Source organism: Halotalea alkalilenta DSM 17697, from assembly GCF_000621205.1.
In the GTDB taxonomy this organism is placed as follows: Bacteria; Pseudomonadota; Gammaproteobacteria; order Pseudomonadales; family Halomonadaceae; genus Halotalea; species Halotalea alkalilenta.
Genome location: NZ_JHYY01000050.1, coordinates 1 through 5,706 on the forward strand (window position 1 = coordinate 1; position 5,706 = coordinate 5,706).

Consider the following 5,706-nt stretch of genomic DNA (forward strand, 5'->3'; position numbering starts at 1 on the left):
AGCAGCGCGATGCGGTCGGACATCACCATCGCCTCCTCCTGGTCGTGGGTGACGAAGACGAAGGTCATGCCGAGGCGCTGCTGCAGCCGCTTGAGCTCGACCTGGAGATCGCCACGCAGCCCGGCGTCGAGCGCCGAGAGCGGCTCGTCGAGCAGCAGCACGTCGGGCTCGTTAACCAGCGCGCGGGCCAGTGCGATGCGCTGGCGCTGGCCACCGGAGAGCTGGTGGATGCGCCGCTCGAGCAGCGCATCGAGCTTCATCAGCGTGGCGATCTCATCGACCCGGCGGTCGCGCTCGGCGGCCTTGATCCCGCGCATCCTGAGCCCGAAGGCGATGTTGTCGCGCACCGAAAGATGCGGGAACAGCGCGTAGGACTGGAACACGGTGTTGACGCTGCGCTTGTGCGGCGGGGTATCGGTGACCTCGCGCCCGCCGATCTCGACGGTGCCATCGTCGGCGACGTCGAGCCCGGCGAGGATCCTCAGCAGCGTGGTCTTGCCGCAGCCCGAGGGACCGAGCAGGGTGAAGAACTCACCGGCCTCGATCTTGAGATCGACGCCGTCGAGGGCGATGGCGTCGTTGCCGAAGCGCTTCGACAGCCCCTTGAGGGTGATCGACGAAGCCTCGCGAACGGTATCCCCCTGCGCCGACCGCACTGCGGAGTGCGATGGAGAGGTGGAGGAAGCATCGGCTGTTGTAGTTGTCATCCAAACGTCTCCAAGCAAGATCAGAGCATGTCTCGCATCTTGTAGTAACGGGTCGCCAGTTCGAGCAGCGGCCTGCGCAGCAGCACCCCGCCGGGGAAGCTGCGCGGATCGAAGCGCGCGAACAGGTCGAAGCGCTCGGCCTGCCCGGCGATCGCCTCGCCGATCAGCTTCCCGGCAAGGCCGGACAGCGCCATGCCGTGACCGGAATAGCCCTGGGCGAAGTAGAAGTTATCCCCTATGCGACCGAAATGCGGGGTCTGGTCGGAGGTGATCGCCACCAGACCATTCCAGTAGTACTCGAGCTCGATGCCGGCGAGGCACGGAAACAGCCTGTCGATCCGCTGGCGTGCGCTGGCGGCGCTTTGCCTCCCCCCGAACAATAGCCTCTGATCGGCGGAAAGCCGGTAGTAATCGAGCATGAACATCGCATCGGAGACCGCGGCATCGCTGGGCAGCGTAGCCGCGACCTGGGCCTCGCTGAGCGGGGCGGTGGCGACGATATGGCTGGTCACCGGCATCAGCTTCGCATCGAGCTTCGGCATCAGCGCGCTGGAATAGGCGTTGGTGGCCTGGACCACGAACCTGGCCGCGACGCTCCCCCGCGGGGTGGACACCCGCGACCTTCCATCCGCGCCCTTGTCGCCGACTTTGATCACTCTGCTCGAGGTATGCAGCGAAGCACCGGCGAGCAGCGCTGCGCGGGCGAGGCCGAGGGTGTAGTTGAGCGGATGCAGATGGCCCGACTCGGGGTCGTGCACACCGCCCACGTAGGCATCGGTGACCAGCTGCTCTCGCAGCGCATCGCGGTCCAGCCAGGTCAGTGCATGGTAGTCGTAGTGCAGCGCCATGCGCTCGATCAGCGCACGTTTCTTCAGCGCATGGCGCGGTTTGTTGGCGACGTGGAGGTAGCCCTTGCGATAATCGCAGGGAATCGAATGGCGCTCGATCAGCCGCTCGGTGAGCGCCACCGCCTCGCGGCTCAGCTCCCATATCCTGCGTGCCGACTCGATCCCGAGGGTGGCCTCGACCTGGGCCATTTCCGCGCCGATGCCGGTGATGATCTGGCCACCGCTGCGCCCGGAGCCGCCATGGCCGATCTCTTGCGCCTCGAGCAAGATCACCTCGAAGCCGCGCTCGGCGAGGTGCAGCGCCGCCGAACAGCCGGTGATGCCGCCACCGATGATGCAGACGTCGGCCTGGTAGCTGCCCTCGAGCATCGGCGTCGAAGGCAGGCTGACCCTGCGGGTCGCATCATAGTACGAAGGCGATGGGCAGCCCGATGAACGAGGGATGGTCGAGTGCATCTGTGTTCCAAGCAGAGACGATGAACAGGCAACGGAAGCTGGCGATAAGGCCTATGGCGTGACCGGATGAAAGCTTGATATTGTGTGATCACACCTCGCTGGACCCTAGCATTCAGGCCTTTGTCTTGCAAGACGGGCCGGCGCTATGTGGGCCGTATCGACCGAGTCGCAGCAAACGAGGACCGCAACCTCCCATGGCCGGGAACAACGAAGATTTTTCACTCAAGACCGTGGCTTCCGAGCTGCATCGAAAGCTGCGTCTGCGGATGTGCGAGGGGGAGTTCGCACCGGGAGAGGCGATCTCGATCCGGCGCATCGCGGCCGAATACGGCACCAGCATGATGCCGGCGAGGGAGGCGGTACGCTGGATGGTGGCGGAGGGGGCGCTCGAATTCGCCGACAGCAGGAAGATCATCGTCCCCACCCACAGCAGGCAGCGATTCTATGAAATCCTCTATGCCCGCAAGAGCCTGGAGACGCAGATCAGCCGCCAGTCATTTCCTCATATCGAGCGGGAGGATATCCGCCATCTAGAGGAGCTCGACGACCGCATCGACGAGTCGATCGAAAGCGGCGACCTGTCCTCCTACATGCGCGGCAACTACCAGTTCCATTTCCATATCTACCGCCTGTCCGGCTCGAAGGTGCTGCTGCCCCTGGTGGAGCTGCTATGGATGCAGTACGGGCCCAGCATGCGCTTCATCGCCTCGCGCTGGCGCAGCAGCAGGATCGCCGACGACTATCACCAGCGCATCATACGGGCGCTGGACGAAGGCGACAGGGAGGCGTTCTGCGATGCGATCGCCGCCGACATCGAGCAGGGCATCGAGCTGCTGACCCGGCAAACGCACGCCGGCGTCTCGGCGCAGTGATGGGATGCGCCCCGCCGGAAGGCAGGGCGCAAGGAGCGGCTCAGCGCGAGCGAACCTCGTTCCAGAGCTGCTGGAACTGCTGCAGCTGCGCGCCTTCGAGGCTCGGGCTGAAGTAGAGATGCGCCATCTGCTCGTCGGTCGGCAGCGACGGCGGCTCGCGCAGCGCGTCATCGAGCAGCGGCTCGGCGGCCTGGTTCGGAGAGGAATACTGGTTGTAGTTGGAGAGCTGGGCGCCGATCTCAGGCTCCATGATGAAGTCGATGAACTTGTGCGCAAGCTCCGGGTGCGGTGCGTTTTTCGGGATCATCATCGAATCCACCCACATCTCCGCCCCCTCCTCCGGCAGCATGAAGGCGAGATTGGCGAATCCCTCTGGATCCTCGTCTTTCTTGAGCAGGAAATCGCCGTTGTAGGTGATCCCCGCCTTGACCGTGCCGCGCGCCACCTGCTGCAGCACCGGCGTACCATCGACGAAGCCCGAGAAGTTCGAACGCTGGCGGGTCTCGAGCACCAGCTGGGCGGCGGCGCGCCAGTCATCGAGGCTGGTGCAGTCTCCGCCCTTGCCGAGATAGGCACAGGCCGCGCCGATCATCACCTGACCATCCTGCTGGATGGCGAACGGCTGGGTCGGATTGACCTCTGGATCGAACAAAAGCGACCAGCTCGGCTTCGCATCGGGGAAAGCGGTGGTGTCGTAGACGATCCCAGTGGTGCCCCACTGGTAGGGAATGCTGTACTCGAGCCCCGGATCGAAGGACGGATCGGCGAACTGCTCCATCACGTTGCCGGCGTTGGAGAGCTTGCTCTTGTCCAGCGGCTGGACCAGACCCGCGCCGATCAGCCTGGGCACGTAGTAGTTCGACGGCACGATGATGTCGAACTGCGAAGTACCACCGCTCTGCAGCCGTGAGAACATCTCGCCGAGCGAGCCGTAATAGCTCTGCACCACCTTGACGTCGTAACGCTGCTCGAACTGCTGGATGATCTCGGGGTCCATGTACTCCGACCAGTTGAACAGATAGAGCGTCTCCTGGGCCTGAGCCTGGGTAACCAGCAGCAGGGCACCAAGGCCTGCAATCAAAGACGAGCTGCGCTTTTTGTTCATAGACTTTTTTCTCGCAAGACGGGATTGGGCGACGCATGGAAGACTCGGGCGGAGCTGGCCGGATGGCACGGCTCCGACCCCGCCGACTATAAGCCGGAGAACGACGCCAAGGTCAATCCCCGGCGCATGGAGTTCAGCGTGAACGCACTTCGTTCCACAGCTGCTGGAACGCGGCCAGCTCGGCACCGTCGAGGCTGGGCAGGGCGTGCAGCCGGGCCATCTCCTCTTCGCTCGGCTGCGAGGGCGACTCGCGCAGCTCGTCGTCGAGCAGCGCCAGCGCCGCCTGATTGGGCGTCGAGTAGTAGGTCCAGTTGGAAAGCCGGGCGCCGATCTCGGGCTCGAGGATGAAATCGATGAACTTGTGCGCCAGGTCCGGGTGCGGCGCGTTCTTCGGAATCATCATGCTGTCGACCCAGAGCTCGGCGCCCTCCTGGGGAATCATGTAGGCGAGATGCTCGAAGCCAGCGGGATCTTCGTTCCTGGCATTGAGGAAGTCACCGTTGAAACTCACCCCGACCCGGTTGATACCGCGGGCGAGCTGCTGCAGTACCGGCGTGCCGTCGACGAAGCCGGTGAAGTTCGAACGCCCCCTGGTCTCGAGCAGCAGCTTGCCGGCCTCCAGCCAGCTCTCGCGGTCGGCGCAGTCGTAGCCGTGACCGAGATAGGCGCATGCGGCGCCGACCATCACGTTGCCATCGCCCTGGATCGCGAACGGCTGGTCGGGGTTCTGGTCGGCGTCGAACAGCAAACTCCAGCTCTCCGGCGCATCGGGGAAGGCACGGGTGTCGTAGACGATCCCGGTGGTGCCCCACTGATAGGCGACGCTGTAGCGTCCGTCCGGATCGTAGTCGGGATCACTGAAGCGCGGCATCAGGTTGTCGAGATGGGGCAGCTTGTCCTTGTCGAGCGGCTGCACCAGGCCTGCGTTGACCAGCCTCGGCACGTAGTAGTTCGATGGCACGATGACGTCGAACTGCGAGTCGCCTCCGGCCTGCAGCCGGGCGTAGAGCTCACCGATGGTGCCGAAGTAGCTCTGCACCACGTCGACGTCGTAGCGCGCTTCGAATTCGCTGATGATCTCGGGGTCCATGTACTCCGACCAGTTGAACAGGTAGAGCGTTTCGCGCGCCTGGGCCTGGGCCGGCGTCAGGGCGACGCTCATGAAGGTCAGGGTACCGACCTGGAGAAGCGCTGCGAGTTTGCGCATGGGCATCGAAATTCCTCGTGTGGCTATCGTTGGCTCAGAAGTGGAGAGCGAGCGTCCCGGCGCATCGCCCCGCTCACCGCACCTCTTCTCACAGCCCCCCTTCGCGACGGCGCGAGCGCAGGGTGAAGGCGAGGCTCAAAAGCGCCGCGATCATCACTGCGAAGATCATCAGCGCGCCGATCGCGTTGATCTCCGGGGAGATACCCCGCCGGATCGCTCCCCAGATGTAGATCGGCAGCGTCGCGCTCTCGGGCCCCGAAGTGAAGAAGCTGATCACGAAGTCGTCGAACGACAAGGTGAAGGCCAGGAAGAAACCCGCCACCAGCGCCGGCTTGATCGCCGGGATGATGAAGTGCACCGCCCGCTTCCACGGACTCGCGTAGAGGTCCTTCGCCGCGTCGAACAGCGAAGCGTCGAGCCCGACGAAGCGCGAGTACACCACCAGCGCCACGAACGGCAGCTGGAAGGTCACATGGGCGATGATCATCGTCGTCATCCCCGGTCGCAGCCA

General features: G+C 64.3%; 6 protein-coding genes. 1 reads left to right on the top strand and 5 read right to left on the bottom strand.

Annotated features, from left to right (window positions below; all coding sequences use genetic code 11):
* Together Q376_RS22035 and Q376_RS0109175 are read right to left on the bottom strand one after the other, a co-directional pair.
* Nucleotides 1-707 (bottom strand): ABC transporter ATP-binding protein (locus Q376_RS22035; RefSeq protein ID WP_043447127.1); only part of this gene is annotated, 707 nt, incomplete at its 3' end.
* 20 nt (nucleotides 708-727) lie between these two features.
* A complete protein-coding gene (locus tag Q376_RS0109175) occupies nucleotides 728-2,011 on the bottom strand; it encodes an NAD(P)/FAD-dependent oxidoreductase (protein ID WP_043447124.1) in 1,284 nt (427 codons plus the stop codon).
* A gap of 194 nt (nucleotides 2,012-2,205) precedes the next feature.
* Between Q376_RS0109175 and Q376_RS0109180 the strand changes: the two genes are divergently transcribed.
* The gene (locus tag Q376_RS0109180) at nucleotides 2,206-2,883 is read left to right on the top strand and encodes a GntR family transcriptional regulator (protein WP_027350063.1); all 678 of its coding nucleotides are present in this window, start codon (nucleotides 2,206-2,208) and stop codon (nucleotides 2,881-2,883) included.
* Between the two features lie 40 nt (nucleotides 2,884-2,923).
* On the opposite strand, the gene Q376_RS0109185 is transcribed toward Q376_RS0109180, so the two are convergent.
* The 3 genes from Q376_RS0109185 to Q376_RS22040 all read right to left on the bottom strand — a co-directional run.
* Nucleotides 2,924-3,988 (bottom strand): ABC transporter substrate-binding protein, encoded by a 1,065-nt coding sequence (locus tag Q376_RS0109185; protein ID WP_027350064.1) that lies wholly within the window; start codon nucleotides 3,986-3,988, stop codon nucleotides 2,924-2,926.
* A gap of 133 nt (nucleotides 3,989-4,121) precedes the next feature.
* Nucleotides 4,122-5,201 carry an ABC transporter substrate-binding protein gene (locus Q376_RS0109190; protein ID WP_245598932.1) on the bottom strand — a complete coding sequence of 360 codons (1,080 nt, stop codon included), beginning with the start codon at nucleotides 5,199-5,201 and terminating at the stop codon, nucleotides 4,122-4,124.
* Between the two features lie 82 nt (nucleotides 5,202-5,283).
* Nucleotides 5,284-5,706, bottom strand: a 423-nt coding sequence (locus Q376_RS22040; protein WP_043447129.1) for an ABC transporter permease, incomplete at its 5' end; no start/stop codon positions are given.

Coding starts and splice junctions, on each gene's coding strand:
- Q376_RS0109190 (WP_245598932.1), bottom strand. CDS start 5,201: ATGCCCATGCGCAAACTCGCAGCGCTTCTCCAGGTCGGTACCCTGACC.
- Q376_RS0109180 (WP_027350063.1), top strand. CDS start 2,206: ATGGCCGGGAACAACGAAGATTTTTCACTCAAGACCGTGGCTTCCGAG.
- Q376_RS0109185 (WP_027350064.1), bottom strand. CDS start 3,988: ATGAACAAAAAGCGCAGCTCGTCTTTGATTGCAGGCCTTGGTGCCCTG.
- Q376_RS0109175 (WP_043447124.1), bottom strand. CDS start 2,011: ATGCACTCGACCATCCCTCGTTCATCGGGCTGCCCATCGCCTTCGTAC.